Consider the following 18,938-nt stretch of genomic DNA (forward strand, 5'->3'; position numbering starts at 1 on the left):
CATCGATCACACCACCTTCGAGGGGACAACCATGCCTTCTTTCGCCACCCCGGAACCCATTCTCGCGGACCTCGAGCCGGTCGTCGGCAACGTCCGCATCGTCGCCGGTGACCGCACCGACACGGTCGTCGAAGTGGCGCCGCTCGACGAGAACAACGAATCCGACGTCGACGCCGCGAAGCGGACGGTCGTCGAATTCTCCGGCGGCACCCTGACCGTCCGCGCGCCGAAGATGCGCCTGCTCGACTTCTCCAACCGGACGAGGTCGATCGACGTGACCATCGAACTGCCCGCCGGCTCCCGGGTGCAGGGGAGCACCGGGCTCGGTGACCTGACCGTGACCGGGCGGATCGCCGGCTGCCGCTACCGGTCCGGGACCGGGCACATCCACCTCGACCGCACCGGCGAGCTGAAACTGCACTCCGCGTCCGGGAACATCGTCGTCGAACACGCCGACGGGAACGCCGACATCAGCACGAGCTCCGGCCGGGTGCACGTCGGCCGGATCGACGGCACCGCGGTGGTCAAGAACTCCAACGGTGCCACCACGATCGGCGCCGTCGCCGATTCGATCCGCGTCCGGTCGGCCAACGGCGACATCACCGTCGACAAGGCCGAAAGCGGCGTCGAAGCCAAGACCGCCAACGGTTCCGTCCGCGTGCTCGACGCGGCCAGGGGCACGCTCACCCTCGAGACGTCGCTGGGCGACATCGAGGTCGGCATCCGCGAGGGCAGCGCGGCCTGGCTCGACGTGAACACCCGTTTCGGCCGGGTCATCAACGACATGGCCGCCGCCACCGCGCCCGGCGCCGCGACCGACAAGGTCGAGGTCCACGCCGGCACCTCCGTCGGCGACATCGTCGTCCACCGTTCCTGAAGGGGATCCCCGATGAGAAACCCGGCCATTTCCGCCACCGGACTGCGTAAATCCTACGGCGACAAGGTCGTCCTGGACGGGATCGATCTGCACGTCCCGGCGGGTACCGTCTTCTCGCTGCTCGGCCCCAACGGCGCGGGCAAGACCACCACGGTCAACATCCTGTCCACTTTGGTCACTCCGGACGCCGGTGCGGCGACCATCGCCGGAGCCGACCTCGGCACCGACCCGGACGGCGTCCGCGCCGCCATCGGCCTCACCGGCCAGTTCTCCGCCGTCGACAATCTCCTCACCGGCGAGGAGAACCTGTTCCTCATGGCGGATCTGCACCATCTGCCGCGCCGGACAGGACGCAAGCGTGCCGCCGAACTCCTGGAACGGTTCGAACTGTCCGACGCGGCGAAGAAGACGCCGTCCACCTTCTCGGGTGGCATGCGCCGCAAACTCGACCTGGCGATGACGTTGATCGGCGACCCGAAGGTCATCTTCCTCGACGAACCGACCACCGGCCTCGACCCGCGCAGCCGCCGCACGATGTGGGAGATCATCCGGGACCTCGTCGACGGTGGCGTGACGATCTTCCTCACCACGCAGTACCTGGAGGAGGCCGACCAGCTCGCGGATCGCGTCGCCGTCCTCGACGGCGGCCGGATCGTCGCGCTGGGCACGCCCGACGAGCTGAAGCGACGCGTACCCGGCGGGCACATGCAGCTGAAGTTCCCCGACGCGGTCTCGCTGCGTGACGCGACCCGCGTGCTTCGAGTGTCCACTTCGGACGAAGACGCGCTGGCGCTCCGCGTGCCGACCGACGGCACCGTCGCCGATCTTCGCGCCGTGCTGGACCGCCTCGACGCCGAATCCGTCGCCGTCGACAGCCTCACCGTGCACACGCCGGACCTCGACGACGTGTTCCTCAGCCTCACCGGTCACCGGACCGGCGCCACCAAGGAGATGGCCCGATGAGCACCCTGTCCCTTTCGATGCGCGACTCGGCGACCATGCTGCGCCGCAACATCCGGCATATGCAACGGTATCCGTCGCTCACCATCATGCTGATCGGCCAGCCGATCGTGTTCCTGCTGCTGTTCGTCTACGTTTTCGGCGGCACGCTCGGGAACGGGCTCGGCGGCGGAGGCGGCAGAGCCGAATACGTCGGCTATGTCACGCCTGCCATCCTGCTCGTGACCGTGTGCAGTGCCGCGCTCGGTACCGCGATCTCCGTGGCGACGGACATGACCGAGGGCATCATCGCGCGGTTCCGCACGATGGCGATCAGCAAGGCTTCGGTCCTGACCGGGCACGTCGTCGGCGCGCTCATCCAGACCGCGTTCGCGCTCGCCGTGGTCTTCGGGGTCACGCTGCTCATCGGCTTCTCGCCGACGGCGGGAGTCGGCGAATGGTTCGCGGTCGCCGGCCTGCTGTTGCTGCTGACCATCGCGCTCACCTGGCTTTCGGTGGCGCTCGGCCTGGCGGCCAAGAGCGTGGAGACGGCCAGCAACACGCCGATGATCTTCATGCTGCTGCCGTTCCTCGGCAGCGGGTTCGTGCCCACCGACTCGATGCCCGCGTGGCTGCGCTGGTTCGCCGACTACCAGCCGTTCACGCCGGTGATCGAAACCCTCCGCGGACTGCTGCTCGGCACTCCGATCGGCAGCAGCGGCTGGCTCGCGATCGGGTGGTGCGTGCTGCTCTCGGTGGTCGGATATGTGTGGTCGAAGTCCTTGTTCGCCAAGGAACGCGACCGCTGAACTGAGAGCTGAACTGGGGGTCGCCCCGGGCCGGAAACCCTCCGGCCCGGGGCGCTTGGTCTTATCTCCCGCAATTAGTCGACTAATTGCGGGAGATCCGCTTCGGCAACCTCGGCGCAACGCCCTGCGGCTTGCGTGACTGGTCCGATCGTGCGTGACTGTGTGGGTTTCGGGTCGTCTAACGTCTCGAAATCCACACGGTCGTGTATGAGGGGTCCGGTCATGGTCGGGGCGTTGCCCGATCACGGTGTCTCGGCGGTCTCGCGGAGCCCGCCACCCGGGTCTGCGGGTGAGATCGTGCCGCGTGCCGTCGGGCGTGCCGGTGTGGGTGTGTGACCGGACCGGTCGTGTGTGACTGTGTGGATTTCGGGCCATCCAACGTCCCGGAATCCACACGGTCGTGTATGAGGGGTCCGGTCATGGTCGGGGCGTTGCCCGATCACGGTGTCTCGGCGGTCTCGCGGAGCCGGCCACCCGGGTCTGCAGTGAGATCGTGCCGCGTGCCGTCGGGCGTGCCGGTGTGGGTCTGTGACTGGACCGATCGTGCGTGACTGTGTGGATTTCGGGTCATCCAACGTCCCGAAATCCACACAGTCCCGGATGAACGGACCGGTCACGACCCAGGCGATCAGCAGGCGAAATCGTGCCCCGGCCGCGTCCCATCCACCAGAAACCCCGTCGCGAGGTCGTTCGCGCACTTGTTGTCCTTGAACAGGTACGCCAGATGCCCGCCCTGGTCGACGGTCACCATCCTGGCGCGCTCGCCGAAGGCTTGGCGCAGTTTCCGTGCCCCCGCCAGCGGCGTGGCCGGGTCGCGGAGGTTCTGCACGATCAGCACGTTCGACGGGCCGCGGTCGGTGATCTTCACGGGCGGTTCGATCGGTTCGGACGGCCAGAACGCGCACGGCGTGATGTCCGCGGCCGCCGCGCCGAACAGCGGATGGCGGAACCGGTCGATGGCGACGTTGCGTCGATACGTGCCGACGTCCTCCGGCCAGTCGGAGTCGTTGCAGATCACGTGCAGCTGACTCGCGATGTAGTTGTCCGACGGGTAGCCCGCACCGGACAGAGACGACGGGACGGGCTTGCCGGTGTCGAGCGCGCGCCAGGTCTCGGCCAGATGCGGCAGACGCCGGTCGTAGTAGAGCTCGGCGAAAGTGACGTGGCGGAACACCTGGCCGTTGTAGCCGTCCGGGCTCGGCGTCCGGTCCAGTCGCGCGGCGAGCTCGAAGTACTTCGCCGTCACTTGCGCGGGCGTCCGGCCCAGGCCGTATTCGGGTTTCGAGGCGGCGAACTTCGCGAAGTCCGGGAAGCGGTCTTCGACACCTTGGCCGAACAGGCGCGAGAAGGAGGCGTCCCAGCCGCCGGGGCCGGTCGCGCTGTCGATCAGGAACCGGTCGCTGCGCTCGGGGAACAACGACGTGTACACCGAGCCGAGGTAGGTGCCGTACGAGATGCCGAAGTAGTTCACCTTCCGCTCGCCGAGCGCCTCGCGCACGCGGTCCATGTCGCGGGCGGTGTTGGCGGTCGTCATGTACGGCAGGAGCGGGGCGGTGGCCGAGGAACCGCATTTCGCGGCCACGGCGGCGACCCGCTGCGCCTCGCTCGTGACGTCGGCCGAATTCCGGGCGTACCTCGGGATGTTGGTCGGATGCTCCGCGAGGGACAGCCCGCACGTCACCGGTGTGCTGTTGTGGACTCCGCGCGGATCCATCCCGATGACGTCGTAGCTGTCCAGCACTTCCTGCGGGATGTTCAGCTTCTTGAGGGTGGCCGGATAGGCCAGCCCTTCGCCGCCAGGGCCACCGGTGTTCGTCAGCAGTACGCCTCGGCGCTTCTCCGGTTTGGTGCTCGCCAGCCGGGAGATCGCGATCTCGATGGTCTTCCCGCCGGGATCGCGGTAGTCGAGCGGTACCTGGATCGTGCCGCATTCCAGGCCGAGGCCCGCCGCCTCCTCCGGGCACGGGCCCCAGTTCGGCGGGGGTGCCGCCGACGCGACCGCCGGGGTCGCCGTGGCCACCAAGGCGGCGACCAGCACGGGAAGAACCTTCGCTCCACTTAGGATGGTCATCGGCGAGGCTCCCAGCGGAAGAGCCGCGTCGCCAGGACGACGGCGACGACGACCCACGCCAGCGTCGGGGCGAGCAGGAGCAGCGAGTCGGTGACGGCCACGCCGCCGTTCCAGGCGTTGACGGCGAGTTCGGTCGCCGAGCCGCCGGGCAGCAGCCGTTTGAGCAGGGTCAGCTCGTCGGTACCGGAGATCCCGACCCAGCTGGCGACGGCGATCACGCCGAGACTGACCGGCAAGGTGGTGACCTGGGCGTGCTCGGGGGAGTTGGTCAGGCCCGCGGTGGCCAGGCCGAGGCCGATCATCATGGCGACGCTGGCGAGTACCGCCACCACCAGCAGGGCGACATTGGCGGGCGTATCGGTGATCGTGCCCAGCACGATCATGATCACCGCCACCTGGACGAGCGAGATGACGGTGACCGGCAGTACCAGGCCTGCCAGGATGGACGCGTCACCCGCCGCGGTGGAGCGCAGCCGTTTGAGGAAGAGGTTCTGCCGTCGCGAGGCCAGCGTGGTCACCGCGCTGGTGTAGAGGCCGAAAGCGCAGACGGTGAACATCACGATCGCCGCGATGTACCCGAGACTGCCGATCTTGGTGAAGACCTCGTGCTGGTAGACGAAGAACGTGGAAATGGCCAGCGGCATCACGAAGCTGGTGATCAGGACCGAGCGGTTCCGGAAGATCTGGATCAGTTCGCTACGGGCTATCGAAAGCATGGGAGTCCTTTGTGGCTAGTCGTTGTCGATGGCGCGGAACACGTCGTCGAGCCGGGTCGGGCCCGCTTCGAGATCCCGCAGTTCGATGGCGTTGTCCTGCGCCCACCGCAGCAGGACGTGCAGGTCCTTCTGCAAGCCGAAGGTTTCGATGACGAACTTCCCGTCGTGTTCGGTCCTGCCCTGCAGCGGCAGCGCCGGCGCCGAGGGTGGCAGGGCGAACCGGATCACGGCGGGCAGCGTCCGCGTGAGTTCGGAGACCGTGCCCTCCCGGTGGAAGGTGCCCCGGTGCATCAGGCCGATGCGGTCGGCGCGCTGCTGGGCCTCCTCCAGGTAATGCGTGGTGAGAACGATGGTCGACCCGTCCTCGCGGAGCTTGTCGACCGCGTCCCACAGCGCGTCCCTGGACTGGATGTCCAGACCGGTCGTCGGCTCGTCGAGGAACACCAGCCGCGGCGAGCCGTACACCGCCGTCGCGAAGTCGAGCCGCCGCTTTTCACCACCGGAAAGCTGCGACACCTTCGTGTTGGCCTTGCGGGTCAGGTCCACGATGCCGAGGACCCGTTCGAGCCGGTCCGTGCGCCGCGTCAGGCTCCCGATGAGGCGGATCGATTCCTTCACCGTCAGATCCGGTGAGAAACCGCTCTCCTGCAGCATGATGCCCATCTCGGGGCGGACGGCGGCGCGGTCCCGCGGGCTCTTCCCCAGCACCCGCACCGTGCCCGACGTCGGGTTCCGGTGTCCTTCCAGGGTTTCCAGGGTCGAGGTCTTCCCGGCGCCGTTCGTTCCGAGCAGGGCGTAGAACTCGCCCTGCCGGACCTGGAAGGACAGATCCTTCACGGCGTGGAAGTCGCCGTACTTGAGGTTCAGGAGGTCAACGTCGATTGCTGTCGAAGTCATGGCCTGATTCCAGCCGTTCGGACGCGGGCCGGCCAGTGTGGTCTGTCATGATCGGATATGACGTGGCGTCACTGTCGTCCGCGGCGGAGGAGGGCCGATACTGGGCTCATGTCTGCTGTGGACACCGAGCCGGCGAAGGGAAAGCTGCGCCGGCTCAACCTCACCATGTTCTTCCCGCTGCTCTTCGTCGGCGGGGTGATCGTGGTCGCGTCCGACGCGCGGACCTGGTGGCACGCGGCCGTCCTGAGCGCGGGCGTGCTGGCGGCCATGGTCGCCTTCGTGCGGTGGGCGGCGGGCGAGGTCCTGCGGGTGGCGATCCCGTGCCTGGTCGTCGCGGCGGCCGTGTGGCCGTTCTCGGTGCTGGTGCCGGGCGGGAGTTCGTCGTTCTTCGGCGTCTTCCTCGTGGGTTCCCTGGTCGTCCCCCAGTTGCCCCGGCACCGGATCGCGGCGGCCGTCGCGCTCGTCGCGTACATCGCGGCGGTGGGTGCGCTGAGGCCGCTGGTCTCCTACGAGGACGTCTCCGGCGAACTGGTCAGCTTCGTGTTCGTCCCGGCGGCGCTCACGGCCGTCGTGCTCGGCCTCATGTTCCCCAACAAGCGGTTCTACGACGTCGTCAAGGAGCTCGAAGAGTCGCGCGAGCGGGAGGCGGAATTGGCCGTGATCCGGGAACGCGTCCGGTTCGCGAGCGATCTGCACGACATCCAGGGCCACACGCTGCACGTGGTGAAGCTCAAGGCCGCGCTCGCCAGGAAGCTGGTGGACATCGACGCCGAGCGGGCGAAACAGGAACTGGGGGAGATCCACGCGCTCGTGGCCGACACGATCACCCAGACGAAGGAACTCGCCTACGCCCAGCGCCGGCTCAACCTCTCCGCCGAACTGGAGAACGCGAGGAACCTCTTCGAGGCCGCGGGGATCCGGGTGCGCGTCAACCGGGAGGCGGACGTCGATCCGGCGGCGGGCAGGCTGCTCGGCCAGGTCCTGCGCGAGACCACGACCAACATCCTACGTCACGCACAGGCGACCCGCGTGCGGATCACGCTGTCGGAATGGAGCATCAGTATCGTCAACGACGGTGCCCAGCGAGCGCCGCTGCCCGAACTCCGCGGGCTGGCCGCGCTCGAACAACGCGTCGTCGCGGACGGTGGTGAACTGACGGTGGAACAGGAAGACGGGCAGTTCGTGACGGCCGCGACCTTCCCCGCCCGGGAGGGACGATGACGACGGTCGTGCTCGCCGACGACGAAGCCCTGCTGCGCAAGGCGATGGCCGCGTTGCTCCCGCTCGAAGGCGAGATCACCGTCCTCGCCGAGGCGGAGAACGGCGAAGAGGCCGTCGAGGCCACCTTGCGGCACGAGCCCGACGTGCTCGTCATCGACCTCGAAATGCCCGGGGTGGACGGGCTGGGCGCGGTCGCGGAGATCCGCCGCACGCGGCCGAACCAGGTCATCCTCATGCTGACCCGGCACGCGAAACCCGGGGTGCTCCGCAAGGCCCTCAAACTCGGTGTCCAGGGCTTCGTGAGCAAGGCTGCCGAGCCGTCGCACATCACGTTCGTCATCGGCGCCCTGCATCAGGGCAAACGCTGGATCGACCCGGACGTCTCCGCGCTCGCCGTCGTCGACGACTGTCCCCTCACCGAGCGGGAGCTGGAGGTGCTGCGGGTGACCGGCGAGGGCTATTCCGTCGCCGAGATCGCCGCACAGCTCCACCTCGCGCAGGGCACGGTGCGGAACTATCTCTCGAACGCGATGCAGAAGACCCAGACGCAGACCCGGCACGAAGCCGCCAGGTACGCCCGCGAGCACGATTGGCTTTAGGCGCTGTCCTGCAAGTCAGTTCGCGGTCGGGGCCGGCGGTGGAGTGTTGCGAAAGCCACTTTCGCAACGCTGAAGGTTGTGAAAGTGGCTTTCGCAACGTCGGTGGGCGCGGGCTTCGAGCGGCACCGCCCCGCACTCACGACCATCTGTACCGACGTTTTCGGACACCTTTGGCTTTCGGCACCGCCTAGCGCGCCCGGACGTGCGCGCGTTCGCCCTGCGGTCCGAAAAGGACGAGGGTTTCGACGGCCTGCCCGTCGGCGGAGCCGAGCCAATGCGGCAGCGCGGTGTCGAACTCGGCGGCTTCGCCGGGCGGCAGGACCATGTCGCGGTCGCCGACCACCAGCCGCAACCGTCCATTGAGGACATACACCCATTCGTAGCCGCCGTGGGTCTGCGGCGTCGGCTCCGCCGGTTCGGCCCTGCTGGGGATGAGCATCTTGAACGCCTGCACCCCGCCGGCGCGCCGGGTGAGTGGCAGGAACGTCATGCCGTGGCGGTGGATCGGCTGGAGATGGATGCGCGGATCACCGGTCCGGGGCGCGCCGACGAGGTCGTCGAGCGGCACGCCGTGCACGCGCGCCAGCGGCAGCAGTAGCTCCAGCGTCGGCCGCCTGCCGCCGCTTTCCAGCCGCGACAAGGTGCTTTCCGAGATCCCGGTCGTCGCCGACAGCTCGGCCAGGGTCAGGCCCCGGCGTTTGCGCAGCACTCGCAGCCGGGGGCCGACCGCGTCCAGTACCTCGTCCGTCTCGTCCGCCATGCCGCCGATCTTGCCAGGTCGGCAAGTTTTCGTGCCAACCCCGCTGCTCCGAGGCGAAGGTGGCGGTCATGAACGCGACGGAATTCTGGGACGAACTCCACGAACGGCGGTCCGAGGGGACGCCGAAGGTGAACGCGAGACTGGCCGAGATCGCGGGCCCGCTGGCGCCGGGCACCGCGCTCGACCTCGGCTGTGGTGGCGGGGGAGACGCGGTGTGGCTGGCCGCCCGAGGCTGGCGGGTGACCGCGGTCGACATCTCCGGAGCGGCCGTGCGCTCGCTCCGGGACCGCGGCGGATCGATCACGGCGCTCCGCGTCGATCTCGCCGAAGACTTCCCAGGCGGCACCTTCGACCTGGTGTCGGCGCAGTACTTCCACACACCGTTCGAGCTGGACCGCGCCCGCGTCCTGCGTACTGCCGCGGGCTCGGTGAACCCCGGCGGGCGGCTGGTCGTCGTCGACCACGGCTCCGCAGCTCCCTGGTCGTGGGACCAGGGCGCCGAATTCCCCACGCCTGCCGAGGTGGCGGCCGGTTTGGAGCTCGACCCGGCGGACTGGTCGATCGACCGCGCGGAGGCGGCGGAACGCCTGGCCACGGGCCCGGCGGGCCGGACCGCGATGGTCGTCGACCACGTCCTGGTGCTCCGGCGGGCCGGGCGATGAGCCGCAAACGCGACGCCGGGCCGCCTTCGACTGGAGCAGGGGAGAAGGACGTCCTCACCGGATTCCTCGACTATCTCCGCACCGCGGTCATGGCCAAGGCCGAGGGGGTGCCGGAGGACCGGGCGCGCGCTCCCGGCGTCCCGTCCGGCACGAATCTGCTGGGGCTGGTCAAACATCTGACCCACGTCGAACGTCACTGGCTGCTCGGCCACCGCGTCACCGACTGGAAGGCGACGTTCCGGCCGGGCCCGGACGACACGACGGCGTCCGTTCTCGCCGCCTACCGGGAAACCGTCGCCGAGGCGAACGCCGAAATCGCCTCCTGGGACGACCTCGCCGCGACCGGGCCCCGCCGGGGATCCCGGCGCTGGACGCTGACCCACCTGATCGAAGAAACCGCACGGCACGCGGGACACGCCGACATCCTGCGCGAACTGATCGATGGCGCCACCGGGCGCTGAAACGGAGATCCCCATGTTCCACCGAGCCGCCGCGTTCGTCGTGGCCCTCGTCCTGCTGACGGCCTGCGGTTCGCCCCCGGCCACCGCCCCGCCCTACGAGAACGTCACCCGCGCCGACGCGGCGTTCGCGAGTCAGTTCCGGCACGAGTTCGCCGACGTCGACGGCGTGAAGATGCACTACGTCACCGGCGGCAAGGGCGCCCCGCTCGTCCTGTTGCACGGCTGGCCGCAGACCTGGTACGGCTGGCACCGGGTCATGCCCGCGCTGGCCGAGCACTTCACGGTGTACGCCCTCGACCTGCCCGGACTCGGTGACAGCGCCGGCTCGCCGCCCAGCTACGACAAGGCGACCCTCGCGCGCTACGTGCACGGCCTCGTGGCCGGACGGCTCGGCCTACGAGACGTCCGGATCGCCGGGCACGATCTCGGCGCCGCGGTCGCCTTCCAGTACGCGGCGCAATTCCCCGGCGACATCACCAAACTCGCGTACCTCGATCTGCCGCTGCCGGGCCCCGCGCTCGACGCGACGGCCTACCGGAACCTGAGCTGGCACATCGCCTTCCACTCGCAGAAGACGGTTCCCGAAGCCGTCGTCGGCGACGACGTCCGCGAATACCTGTCCCTGTTCTACCCGCAGGTCGCCTACTCGGGGACGGCGTTCGGCGGGCCGGGAGCGCCGTCGCCGTTCGACGACGCCGAGATCGACGAGTACGCCCGCACCTACACGAGGCCGGAGGTCCTGCACGGCGGTTTCGAGCTCTACCGCACACTCGGGCAGGACGCGACAGCGAACGTGGGCGCCAGATCGATCACGACCCCCACACTCCTGATGACCGCGGAAGGTCTGCTCGAACCGCAGAAGGCGACCCTGGCACCCCGCGTCGCGAACCTGGCCCGCGCCGTGGAGGTGCCGAGGGCGGGACATTGGCTCGCCGAGGAGAATCCGGAGTTCGTGAGCGCCGAACTGGTCGCGTTCTTGAAGTAGTTGCCCAAGATCGAGAACCTTTGCGATGCTTCCCGCATGTCCACGCTGGAAGTCCTCAACCACCCGTTCCGCGAGCAGTTCGAGGTCTTCCTCGACGAGCACCGTCGTGTTCTCGACAAGTCACTGGAAGGGCTGACCGAGGAGGAGGCCCGCCGCTCGCTCGTCCCCTCCCGGACGACCCTGCTCGGGTTGGTGAAGCACGCGACCTTCGTGGAAAAGGTGTGGTTCGTCGAAGCCGTCACCTGCCGCCCGCGGACCGAGATCGGCCTCCCCGACACGCCCGACGAGTCGTTCATCCTCGCCGAGGAGGACACGATCGACTCCGTGCGGCAGGCGTACCGCGAAGCCTGCGAGACGTCGCGCAAGGCGGCGGCCGCCCTCGACCTGGACGATCTGCTGCACGGCAACCGGCGCGGCCCGCTTCCGCTGCGCTGGGTGTACCTGCACGTGCTGCGTGAACTCGCGCAGCACGGCGGTCACGCGGACATCCTGCGCGAGCAGATCCTGAGTTCCCGGTAGACGACGATGGCCGGGGAGCGGGCGCTCCCCGGCCATCGCGATCAGTGCGTCAGGAACGGGTCAGCGTGACCCCGTACTTGTTCGCCGCGTCCACGACGGGCTGGTAGTAGGAGTACGAACCGGTGGCGTTGGAACCCTGGTTCCAGCCGCAGTCGTGGCCGTCGGCGGGGCCGCCGGAGGTCATGCCCTGCGCGGTGTTGCCCGCGATGTAGGCGCCGCCGCTGTCGCCGCCCTCGGTGCAGACGGTCGACTTCGCCAGCCCGGTGGTGGCGACGCTTTCGCCGCTGTAGCGGACGGTCTGGTTGTACGCGGTGATCTTGCCGCAGGTCCAGCCGGTGGTGTTGCCCGCCTTGCACAGCGTGGTGCCGACCGGCGCCTTCGAGCTGCCGGTGATCCGCACCGTGGTGCCCATGCGGGTGTCGACGTAGCCGCGGCCGGTGTCCTCGGCGTCGATGTCCATCAGGCCCATGTCGGCCGACGGGAACTGGGTGGCGACACCGCGGCCGATGTGGACACCGCTGCGGTTGAGGATGTCCGGGTTGCCCTCGACGCAGTGCCCGGCGGTGAGCATCACGTTGTTGCCGCTGCTGGTGGTGCCGGGGAAGCCGAGCGAGCAGTTGGTGCCGGGGACGAGGTCCATGATCTGGCCGGGGATGACGTCGGCGTGCGTGGTGTTCCCGTTGGCGACGCCGGTCTGGACCGACACGCCCGGCAGCGCCGTGAGACGGCGGACGAGGGCGCTGTCGGCACCCGGCTGCACGGTGACGACGACCTGGTCGGCCGCGAGTTCCGGACCCCAGGACTGCACCTGGCCGACGTCCTTGCCGATCACCGTGCCGACCTTGGCGGACAGGGCGTTCAGCGCGTTCTCACCGCGGACGCCGGTGCGCGGGGTCAGCCCGGCCGAGCGGAGCTCTTTGGCGGAGGCGGCGTCGGCGTTCACCACGAGGGCGCCGGCGTCGTCGAAGTACGCGCCGTCCGTGTGGAGACCGCGCGTTCTGATGCTCTCCAGCGACGCGATCAGGTTCTTCTCGTGGTCCAGCTTCTGGGCGGCCTGAAGCGGGCTGACCTTGAGCTGGGCGGCGAGGGTCTCGAGCATCGTCTGGTCGTAGGCGGTGACCGGCGCGGCGGTCGCCGGCACAGCGAGCGCTCCGATTCCGGCACAGACGCTCAGCAGGGTGAGCATGACGGGTCCGCGAATTCGCATGCGAATTTCCTTCGATAAGGAGGGAACGACGAACCGCCGGAATATGTTCGGAAAGCGCAGGGGACCGGGCGGTTCATCTCGACGTCACGCACAGTACGAGCGCCCGTACGGCGTGCCGTAGCGCCGAAAGTAGGATCCGTGATCGCGGACCTACTTTCGTATGCGGAAAACGTGAATTGCCCGCGTAATCAATTGCGCGGAAGTGTCATTGGCGCAAAAGTGCCACGTCGAGGTAGCTCTCCAGCGCGGCGGCGCCGGAGAGCAGGGCGCGGCCCCTCGCCGAGAGACGCGAGTGCCAGTCGCGTAGCGCCGACTCCAGCGGGACGACCCCGCCCGCCGAACGGACCTGGTCGAGCACCGGCGCGATCCGCTCCAGGAGGTAGCCGCCGCGCCTGAGCTGATGCGTCAGTTTCGCGTCGCGTACGTCGGCCGCGCTGTAGACGCGATAGCCCGTCTTCGGGTCGCGTCCGGGCCGCAGCAGACCCGCCCGTTCCCATTCGCGCAGGGTGGCGGGCCGGACGCCGAGCTTCCGCGCCAGCGGGCCGACGAACGTCTCACCCCGCTCCTGCGCCACAGGTTCGAGATCGCGGATCGCGGCCGCGACGTCCTGAAGGGTGCGGCGGTCGTCGAGCAGCTGCGCGTGGCTTTCGTCGATGAGCCGGAGAGCCTCCTCGACCGCGTCCTGGTTGACCGCCCGCATGATCGACGTCGCCGTCGCGTGGCCGTGCCCCGGTACGAGGGCGAGGAACGCGCGCAGAGCTTGCGCGTGCAGTGGCGTGTAGGCGCGATAGCCCTGCGGACCGCGTCCGGCGGCGGGGAGGATGCCGTCCGCCTCGTAATTGCGGACGGCCTGGGTGGACAGACCGTGCTCGCGCGCCAGGTCGACCGGCCTGAGCCGCTCGCGGGGTTGAAGGTTCCGGCCCACCGCCCCACGATATTCGGTCTACCGGCCGCGCGAGGAATCCGCCCGCCGCTCGTAACGGGCGCGAGCCAGCCGATAGGCCGTTTCGAGCAGCTCGCGGGTGGCCATTTCGGTGTTCGACGCCGGGTTGACCACCGCCAGCCAGCCCGCGCTGCCGTACACGGGATGGGCGATCAGGGTGTCGGTAGCGGAGGGGTCCTGGCCGAGCTGGCGGTTGAACTCCTTCTTGCCGGCGTGGATGTTCACGCGGAACGTGTCCGGCCGGTCCAGCCGCGAGCTCTCGTCGCCGGGATAGTTCTTGGTCACGATCGTCGCGAAGGGCTGGACGTTCGTCGGGACGACACCGTCGGGGGAGTAGTAGAAGAACGCGTCGCCCCAGCTGAGTTCCGGCCATTCGTCGCCGGGACCGGGGGTGAGGGTCAGGACGCCGTCGAGGCCGGAGACGAGGCCGATGATCTCTTCGATGGTCATGTGCTCAAGCGTGACATTAAAGTGCTTGTGGAGGGTTCGAGCTGGTTTTCGGTGGAGTGAAGGTGTCAAGTCTCAAATCGATGCGCACGGCGGAGGTCGCGCGCCTGGCGGGGTGCTCCGTCCAGCAGGTGCGCAACCTCGAACGCGACGGCGTGCTCCCGGCGGCGTCGCGAACGGCTTCGGGCTACCGGACCTACGGCGAGATCCACCTCCGGTCCGCGCTGGCCTACCGCGCGCTCGCCGCCGGCGTGGGGCCGGTGGAGGCCAAGAAGATCGTCCGCTCCGTGCACCGGGATCCGCTCCCCGAAGTGCTCGCGCTCCTCGACGCCGCCCACGCCGGGCTCGACGCCGAACGCGCGGACCTCAGGGAGGCAAGGGAAGCGGTCCGGGTGATCTCGCGCGAACCGATCGAAGACGTACGCGTGTCGGACTCGATGAGCGTCTCCGAGCTCGCGTCGGCGCTCGGTGTGCGCCCGTCGACGCTGCGGCACTGGGACACGGAACGGCTCGTCGTCCCTGGCCGCGATGGGCGGGGGACGCGGCGGTACACGCCTTCCCAGGTGCGGGACGCGCGGATCGTGCAGCAGCTGCGGCTGGCCGGTTACCGCGTCGCGCCACTGCGGGCCTTGATGCCGGAGTTGCGGCGCTCCCGGAGGCTGGAGGACGTCGCGTCCGCGCTCGCGGCCAGGGACGCCGGGATCGCGGCCCGCTCACGGGCGCTTTTCGACGGCACCGCCGCGCTTTCCCTGGTGGTGCAAGGGGTTGAGGGGTGAAGACGGGTCCACATAGGACGGAAGTGAGCGCCAGGGCGCCGGATCGCTTTCAGCGCGTGCAGCGCCAGAAGACCGTCGCCGAATAGGGCGAGATGACCAGCTTGTAGTACTCCTCGCAGTCGGTGAACCCGGCCCGTTCCGCCTGGGTCCTGGCGTCGTGGCGGGCGTGGAAGAGCGCGAGGCCGAAGTCGCTCGACCCGTGCCCGACGAATTCCCTGGTCTCCTGCGTACTCGCCGATACCGGGGCGGCGATCGCGCCCGTCATGGCGGCCGCGCCGAGCAGCGCGAGCAACGTTTTCCTCATACCGAACAAGCTAGGGCCGCGACGGTGCGCGATTCGCCGACCGGATGGACGTTCCCGCGGCCTCCGTCCGTCGCAGCCGGGTTCGCACGGGGCGCGAAACGGCTATCGTCGCGGCATGTCTTCTCGCAAAGTGGGAACCCGGCGGGCCTTCGACGCGGCCGCCGCCGATTTCGCCGCGCTCGGGCGGCATCTCTGGGAGCCGATCGGCGCCGCCACGGTGGCGGCGGCGGGGCCCGCCGAAGGAGACCGCGTCCTCGACGCCTGCTGCGGCACCGGGGCGTCGGCGATTCCCGCGGCGCGCGCCGTCGGTGCCGGTGGCGTGGTGGACGCGATCGACCTCTCGGGCCCGATGGTCGCCGAACTGCGCCGCCTCTCGGCCGATCTGCCGCAGTTGCGCGCCCACGAGGCCGACGCGACGGCGTGGGGCACCGGCGGCTACGACGTCGTGCAGTGCGCGCTCGGCATCTTCTTCTTCCCCGACATGACGGACGGCACCGAGCGGCTGATCGGCCGGGCCCGGTCCGGCGGCCGGGCCGTGTTCACGATCTGGCGCGGCGGGTCGATGGTGGCGGCGGGCCGCCACCTCGGCCGCGCGGTGGCGGCGGTGACCGATTCCGCGCCGCCGCCGGAACGCGAGCCGGGACTTATCGACCGCATCGACCAGGCAGGCCCTTACGGAGAATGGCTTTCCGAGCGGAATCTGTCCGATGTGGACGTCGTGGAGAACGAACTGCGGCTGACCATGACACCGGAGGTCGCGTGGCTAGTCGTCATCGGCTCCGGATTCCGCGGACTCCTCGACGGCCTCGAACCCGGCGTCGTCGAGCAGGTGCGTGAGCGCTACCTCGATTCCCTGCGAGCCGAGGGCGTGACCGAACTCGACGCCACGACGCTGATCGGCTCGGGCACCGTGCGCTGACGGCCGAGCCCACTTCGGTGTACAGTCGTTCACTCAAACCGGGGTGAACGGCGGGACACGGGTGCGACCAGACAACGACTCCTCTGTTCGGGGCCGCGGGCAGGGGCCGTTCGGCTCTTGGCTGCTCGGCCCGCTCGACCAGGATTCGGCCGCGTTGCGCCGTCGCGTCCAAGGACTGCTCACCGGGACGCTGATCGCGACCAACGTCATCGGCGCACTGGTCGTGGTCGGGCTGGCGGCGCTGCTCATGCCCGCTCCCGGCATGTCCGGCGAACTCGTCCGCGTGACCGCCATCGCGGTCCCCGTCTACGTGGTCTCCGCCGTCGTCGTGGGCGCGCTGTGGGGCACCCGCGGCGCGCTGCGGACCCTGCGCTGGGCCGCCGACGGCCGGACGCCGAGCGACGAGGAGCGAGCGGCCAGCCTCCGCGTTCCGTTGCGGCTGACGCTGGTCCAGGCCGTGCTGTGGGGCGTCGCGACCGTCGTCTTCGGTGTACTGGCCGCGCTGGTGCAGCCGCGGGTCGTGCTCACCGAACTGCTCGTGGTCGCCTTCGCGGGGGTGGTCGTCTGCGCGATCGCCTACCTGGCCGGCGAGTTCATCCTGCGGCCGTACGCGGCCCTCGCCCTCGCCGGCACTTCACCGGACCGGCCGCTCAGCGGCGGGGTCAATCTGCGGATGCTGCTGTTCTGGTGTCTCGGCACCGGGGTGCCGGTGGCCGGGCTGGTGGTCACGGCGGTGCTGGCGTGGGTGCGCGGCGACGTGTCGACGACGAAGCTCGCCATCTCGGTCATCGCGCTCGGCTTGGTCGTCCTGGTCTTCGGCCTGCTGGTGACCGTGTTCACCGCACGCGCCGTGGTGAACCCGATCCGGTCGGTGCAGCACGCGCTCGGCCGGGTCCGGGCCGGTGACTTCGCTGTGGAGATCCCGGTCTACGACGGCACCGAACTCGGTCTGCTGCAGGCGGGCTTCAACGGTATGGCCGTCGGTCTCGCCGAACGCGAACGTTTGCGGGACCTGTTCGGCAGGCATGTCGGCGAGGACGTCGCGAGCGAGGCGATGCGCACGTCGGCCGAACTCGGCGGCACGGTGCGGACGGTGTCGGTGTTGTTCGTCGACCTGATCGGGTCGACCGCGCTGGCCGCGAGCCGCCCGCCCGAGGAGGTCGTCAGCCTGCTCAACCGGTTCTTCGCGGTGGTGGTCGACGAGGTCGACCGCAACCACGGTCTGGTCAACAAGTTCGTCGGTGACGCGGCGCTGGCGATCTTCGGCGCACCGGTGCGGCTGGCCGACCACGCGACCCTCGCGCTTTCCGCCGGCCGGGCGATTTCGCGCAGGCTGGCGGCGGAGGTGCCCGAATGCCCGGCCGGGATCGGCGTGGCGACGGGCGAGGTGGTCGCCGGCAACGTCGGCGACCCGAGGCGGTTCGAGTACACGGTGATCGGCGACCCGGTCAACGAAGCCGCCCGGCTGACCGAACTCGCGAAGAACGTCGAAGCCCGGTTGCTCGCTTCGTGGACGGCGGTCGAGTCGGCGGCCGAGGACGAAGCCGCGCGGTGGAAGGCGACGGAGGACGTCACCTTGCGGGGCCGCGCCCGGCCCACCACGCTCGCGACACCGAAGGCTTGACCCGTCAGGCGAATTCGAGCCGCAGGCTTTCGAGGCCGCGCAACGTCACCTGCTTCACCCAGACCGGATCCGCGGTCCGGTGGAAGGGGCCGGCACCGAGCAGCGCCTCGAACAGGGTGCGGCCCTCCAGGCGCGCCAGCGGAGCACCGAGGCAGAAGTGGATGCCTTGTCCCAGCGCGAGATGCCGTGGCGAAGGACGGTCGACGTCGAAGCGGTCCGGATCCTCGTAGGCGCGCGGGTCGCGGCTGGCCGCTCCCAGCAGCACCACGGCCTGCGCGCCTTCGCCGACGGACTGGCCGCCGACGGTCGTGTCCCGCAGCGCGAGCCGAGTGGTCAGCTGGACGGGGGAGTCGTACCGGAGCATCTCCTCGACCGCGTTCGGGATCTTCGAGCGGTCCCCGGCCAGTTTCCGGTGCTGTTCCGGATGATTCAGCAACGCGAGGACCCCGTTGCCGATCAGGTTGGTCGTCGTCTCGTGCCCGGCGACCAGCAGGAGCATCGCGGTGATCACCAATTCGCCTTCACTGAGCCGGTCGCCCTCGTCGGACACCGACACCAGATCGGAGAACAGATCGCCGGTCGGCCGCTTCCGCCGGTCCTTCGCCAGCTCGCGGAAGTAGGCGACGAATTCCCGCCGGGCGGCGACGGCCGCCGCGACGGTCTCCTTCGCGATCAGGAACGAGGGATCGAGCGCGCGCCCCATGGCATGCGACCAGCCTTCGAAGCGCTCGCGGTCGGCCAGCGGCACGCCGAGCAGTTCGCTGATGACGACGACCGGCAGCGGCTTCGCGATCTCGGTCATCAGGTCGAATTCGCCCATTTCGAGCGCTTTCGACACGAGTTCCTTGGCCAGTTCCTCGATCCTCGGCGCGAGCTGCTCGACCATCCTCGGCGTGAACGCCTTGGACACCAGCCGCCGCAGCCGCGTGTGGTCGGGCGGGTCGAGTGCGAGGAACGACCGGACCACCCGGCCCTGCTCGTCGACCGGCTCGTTCTCGTGCGGATCCGGCAGCACCTCCGGCTCGCCGTGGCCGAACGCGGGGTTCTTGAGCAGCGAGGACGCTTCCTCGAACCCGCTCACCACGAAGAACCCGTCCGCGGCCGCGAAGACCGGACCGCGGTCGAAGACCTGACGGTAGAACGGGTACGGATCGGTCCTGGTCTCCGGCGTGAGCAGGCTCTCGAGCATGGTCTCGATCCTA

At 69.4% G+C, this 18,938-nt stretch carries 21 protein-coding genes; 12 read left to right on the forward strand and 9 right to left on the reverse strand.

Features of this window, described 5'->3' with window-relative positions; genetic code table 11:
• Positions 1-31: 31 nt before the first annotated feature.
• The 3 genes from H4W30_RS03495 to H4W30_RS03505 are packed head-to-tail and all read left to right on the forward strand — an operon-like array spanning position 32 to position 2,625.
• Entirely contained in the window at positions 32-877 is an 846-nt protein-coding gene (locus H4W30_RS03495) for a DUF4097 family beta strand repeat-containing protein (protein ID WP_192741460.1), read from the forward strand.
• 12 nt (positions 878-889) lie between these two features.
• The gene (locus tag H4W30_RS03500; RefSeq protein ID WP_192741461.1) at positions 890-1,840 is read left to right on the forward strand and encodes an ATP-binding cassette domain-containing protein; all 951 of its coding nucleotides are present in this window, start codon (positions 890-892) and stop codon (positions 1,838-1,840) included.
• A complete protein-coding gene (locus H4W30_RS03505; RefSeq protein WP_192741462.1) occupies positions 1,837-2,625 on the forward strand; it encodes an ABC transporter permease in 789 nt (262 codons plus the stop codon). The genes H4W30_RS03500 and H4W30_RS03505 overlap by 4 nt, the downstream gene beginning before the upstream one ends.
• A 628-nt stretch (positions 2,626-3,253) precedes the next feature.
• On the opposite strand, the gene H4W30_RS03510 is transcribed toward H4W30_RS03505, so the two are convergent.
• The 3 genes from H4W30_RS03510 to H4W30_RS03520 are packed head-to-tail and all read right to left on the reverse strand — an operon-like array spanning position 3,254 to position 6,309.
• A complete protein-coding gene (locus H4W30_RS03510; protein ID WP_192741463.1) occupies positions 3,254-4,696 on the reverse strand; it encodes an alpha/beta hydrolase in 1,443 nt (480 codons plus the stop codon).
• Positions 4,693-5,412 carry an ABC transporter permease gene (locus tag H4W30_RS03515; protein ID WP_192741464.1) on the reverse strand — a complete coding sequence of 240 codons (720 nt, stop codon included), beginning with the start codon at positions 5,410-5,412 and terminating at the stop codon, positions 4,693-4,695. Before H4W30_RS03515 ends, H4W30_RS03510 begins: the two co-directional genes overlap by 4 nt.
• A gap of 15 nt (positions 5,413-5,427) precedes the next feature.
• Positions 5,428-6,309, reverse strand: coding sequence for an ABC transporter ATP-binding protein (locus H4W30_RS03520; RefSeq protein ID WP_192741465.1), 882 nt, complete (start codon positions 6,307-6,309; stop codon positions 5,428-5,430).
• Between the two features lie 117 nt (positions 6,310-6,426).
• Here H4W30_RS03520 and H4W30_RS03525 point away from each other — a divergent pair, with 117 nt between their 5' ends.
• Together H4W30_RS03525 and H4W30_RS03530 are read left to right on the forward strand one after the other, a co-directional pair.
• The gene (locus tag H4W30_RS03525) at positions 6,427-7,530 is read left to right on the forward strand and encodes a sensor histidine kinase (protein WP_192742408.1); all 1,104 of its coding nucleotides are present in this window, start codon (positions 6,427-6,429) and stop codon (positions 7,528-7,530) included.
• Positions 7,527-8,129: a response regulator transcription factor gene (locus H4W30_RS03530; protein ID WP_034323874.1), complete on the forward strand. Its 603-nt coding sequence runs from the start codon at positions 7,527-7,529 to the stop codon at positions 8,127-8,129. Before H4W30_RS03525 ends, H4W30_RS03530 begins: the two co-directional genes overlap by 4 nt.
• 187 nt (positions 8,130-8,316) lie before the next feature.
• On the opposite strand, the gene H4W30_RS03535 is transcribed toward H4W30_RS03530, so the two are convergent.
• A complete protein-coding gene (locus tag H4W30_RS03535; protein WP_192741466.1) occupies positions 8,317-8,889 on the reverse strand; it encodes a helix-turn-helix domain-containing protein in 573 nt (190 codons plus the stop codon).
• 68 nt (positions 8,890-8,957) lie between these two features.
• On the opposite strand from H4W30_RS03535, the gene H4W30_RS03540 reads away from it, so the two are divergent.
• From H4W30_RS03540 to H4W30_RS03555, 4 genes are read left to right on the forward strand one after another with little or no spacing between them, the layout of a single operon-like run.
• On the forward strand, positions 8,958-9,551 hold the full coding sequence (locus H4W30_RS03540; RefSeq protein WP_192741467.1) for a class I SAM-dependent methyltransferase: 594 nt from the start codon (positions 8,958-8,960) through the stop codon (positions 9,549-9,551).
• Positions 9,548-10,012 (forward strand): DinB family protein, encoded by a 465-nt coding sequence (locus H4W30_RS03545; protein ID WP_192741468.1) that lies wholly within the window; start codon positions 9,548-9,550, stop codon positions 10,010-10,012. Before H4W30_RS03540 ends, H4W30_RS03545 begins: the two co-directional genes overlap by 4 nt.
• Positions 10,013-10,025: 13 nt before the next feature.
• On the forward strand, positions 10,026-10,997 hold the full coding sequence (locus H4W30_RS03550) for an alpha/beta fold hydrolase (RefSeq protein WP_192741469.1): 972 nt from the start codon (positions 10,026-10,028) through the stop codon (positions 10,995-10,997).
• Between the two features lie 36 nt (positions 10,998-11,033).
• Positions 11,034-11,516 carry a DinB family protein gene (locus H4W30_RS03555; RefSeq protein WP_192741470.1) on the forward strand — a complete coding sequence of 161 codons (483 nt, stop codon included), beginning with the start codon at positions 11,034-11,036 and terminating at the stop codon, positions 11,514-11,516.
• 49 nt (positions 11,517-11,565) lie between these two features.
• On the opposite strand, the gene H4W30_RS03560 is transcribed toward H4W30_RS03555, so the two are convergent.
• From H4W30_RS03560 to H4W30_RS03570, 3 genes are all read right to left on the reverse strand, one after another.
• Entirely contained in the window at positions 11,566-12,723 is a 1,158-nt protein-coding gene (locus tag H4W30_RS03560; RefSeq protein WP_192741471.1) for a S1 family peptidase, read from the reverse strand.
• A gap of 205 nt (positions 12,724-12,928) precedes the next feature.
• Positions 12,929-13,648: a TioE family transcriptional regulator gene (locus H4W30_RS03565; protein WP_192741472.1), complete on the reverse strand. Its 720-nt coding sequence runs from the start codon at positions 13,646-13,648 to the stop codon at positions 12,929-12,931.
• A gap of 18 nt (positions 13,649-13,666) precedes the next feature.
• Positions 13,667-14,116 (reverse strand): DUF6194 family protein, encoded by a 450-nt coding sequence (locus H4W30_RS03570; protein ID WP_192741473.1) that lies wholly within the window; start codon positions 14,114-14,116, stop codon positions 13,667-13,669.
• A 62-nt stretch (positions 14,117-14,178) separates the two neighbouring features.
• Here H4W30_RS03570 and H4W30_RS03575 point away from each other — a divergent pair, with 62 nt between their 5' ends.
• The gene (locus H4W30_RS03575; RefSeq protein ID WP_318780522.1) at positions 14,179-14,889 is read left to right on the forward strand and encodes a MerR family transcriptional regulator; all 711 of its coding nucleotides are present in this window, start codon (positions 14,179-14,181) and stop codon (positions 14,887-14,889) included.
• Between the two features lie 49 nt (positions 14,890-14,938).
• On the opposite strand, the gene H4W30_RS03580 is transcribed toward H4W30_RS03575, so the two are convergent.
• On the reverse strand, positions 14,939-15,193 hold the full coding sequence (locus H4W30_RS03580; RefSeq protein WP_192741475.1) for a hypothetical protein: 255 nt from the start codon (positions 15,191-15,193) through the stop codon (positions 14,939-14,941).
• Between the two features lie 115 nt (positions 15,194-15,308).
• On the opposite strand from H4W30_RS03580, the gene H4W30_RS03585 reads away from it, so the two are divergent.
• Both H4W30_RS03585 and H4W30_RS03590 read left to right on the forward strand, forming a co-directional pair.
• Positions 15,309-16,112: a class I SAM-dependent methyltransferase gene (locus H4W30_RS03585; RefSeq protein WP_192741476.1), complete on the forward strand. Its 804-nt coding sequence runs from the start codon at positions 15,309-15,311 to the stop codon at positions 16,110-16,112.
• 61 nt (positions 16,113-16,173) lie between these two features.
• A complete protein-coding gene (locus tag H4W30_RS03590) occupies positions 16,174-17,736 on the forward strand; it encodes an adenylate/guanylate cyclase domain-containing protein (RefSeq protein WP_192741477.1) in 1,563 nt (520 codons plus the stop codon).
• Between the two features lie 4 nt (positions 17,737-17,740).
• On the opposite strand, the gene H4W30_RS03595 is transcribed toward H4W30_RS03590, so the two are convergent.
• Positions 17,741-18,925, reverse strand: a complete 1,185-nt coding sequence (locus tag H4W30_RS03595; protein WP_192741478.1) for a cytochrome P450 — start codon at positions 18,923-18,925, stop codon at positions 17,741-17,743.
• Positions 18,926-18,938 lie beyond the last annotated feature (13 nt).

The sequence above is a fragment of the Amycolatopsis roodepoortensis genome (genome assembly GCF_014873915.1).
Lineage (GTDB): Bacteria > Actinomycetota > Actinomycetes > Mycobacteriales > Pseudonocardiaceae > Amycolatopsis > Amycolatopsis roodepoortensis.